The sequence below is a fragment of the Streptomyces alkaliphilus genome (genome assembly GCF_014141535.1).
GTDB classification, from domain to species: Bacteria; Actinomycetota; Actinomycetes; order Streptomycetales; family Streptomycetaceae; genus Streptomyces; species Streptomyces alkaliphilus.
On the sequence record NZ_VKHT01001179.1, the window covers coordinates 1 to 1,372 of the forward strand.

At 74.1% G+C, this 1,372-nt stretch carries 1 protein-coding gene; it reads left to right on the top strand.

Features of this window, described 5'->3' with window-relative positions:
• Window positions 1–379: 379 nt before the first annotated feature.
• Window positions 380–1,156: a lysophospholipid acyltransferase family protein gene (locus FNQ90_RS23265; protein WP_182608149.1), complete on the top strand. Its 777-nt coding sequence runs from the start codon at window positions 380–382 to the stop codon at window positions 1,154–1,156.
• Window positions 1,157–1,372 lie beyond the last annotated feature (216 nt).

Below are 1,372 nucleotides of genomic sequence, written 5' to 3' on the forward strand. Positions count from 1 at the left end.
GCCCAGCAGTGCGCGACGGCCGGGGGCGGGGGTCGGGGTCTCGTCGGAACGGCCGGTGACCATGGGATTCCTCCTGGTACGGGGGCCCGGGCACGCGGCACCGGGAACGGGCGAGGGGGGACCGCGCGGACCGGACGCCGACCCCGGCGTCCGCTGCGCGGCCATGAGGCTAGGGGCGACGGGTGGCCCGGGGCGTGACCCGGCGGCGAACGGCGGGCGACGCGCCGGCGACGGAGGGGCCGGCTCCCCGGTCGGAATCCTCCCGGCCGGGTCTCCCGCCCTCCCGGGACCGCTCGCTCGAAGTGGGCCCCGGGGCTCCGTGCACGCTAGGGTGCCATCGGCGCGCGCTCGCGCGCGGAACGTCCCACCCGGAGGGTCCGTGTCCCGTTTCCTGCTGCTCAAGTCATTGCTCGGGCCGCTGCTGAAGCTCCTGTTCCGGCCCCGGGTGGAGGGTGCCGACCGCATCCCCGGTGAGGGTCCGGTGATCCTGGCGGGCAACCACCTCACCTTCATCGATTCGATGATCCTGCCGTTGGTCACCGGTCGGCGGGTGTACTTCATCGGCAAGAACGAGTACGTCACCGGCAGGTCGCTCAAGGGCCGGCTGATGGCGTGGTTCTTCACCGGTGTCGGCATGATCCCGGTGGACCGCGACGGCGGACACGGGGGCGTGGCCGCACTGATGACGGGGCGTCGGGTGTTGGAGGAGGGCAAGTGCTTCGGGATCTATCCCGAGGGCACCCGTTCCCCCGACGGGCGGCTGTACCGGGGCCGCACGGGGATCGCCCGACTCACCCTGATGACCGGTGCCCCGGTGGTGCCGTTCGCGATGATCGGCACCGACCGCATCCAGCCGGGCGGGTCCGGGCTGCCCCGGGTCGGCCCGGGCCGCCGGGTGACGGTCCGTTTCGGCAGTCCCCTGGACTTCTCCCGTTACGAGGGCATGGACCGCGACCGCTATGTCCTGCGTGCCGTCACCGACGAGGTGATGGCCGAGGTGATGCGACTCTCCGGTCAGGAGTACGTCGACATGTACGCCACCAAGGCGAAGGCCGTGGCCTCGGCGTCCACCGTGTCGACGGTCACCCGGATGGCGTCGCGCGGATCCGCCGGACGGGACGGGGAGGACCCGGCCGCCGGGGCACGCGCCGCCTGATCCGTCCGTATCGCGTTTCGCCGCGGCCCCCGTCCACCCGATGTCCGGGTGGACGGGGGCCGCGGCGGTGTGCGTGTCCCCGGAGGTGCCCGGGGCCCCGTCCCGGGGTCCCTTCCGGGGTGCGGACGTCACCGGGAGGGGACGGGGCCGCCGGCTACGATGGGCGCCGGCGTGCCGACCGGCCGTCCACCCGCCCCGAGGAGCCCGCATGCAGAC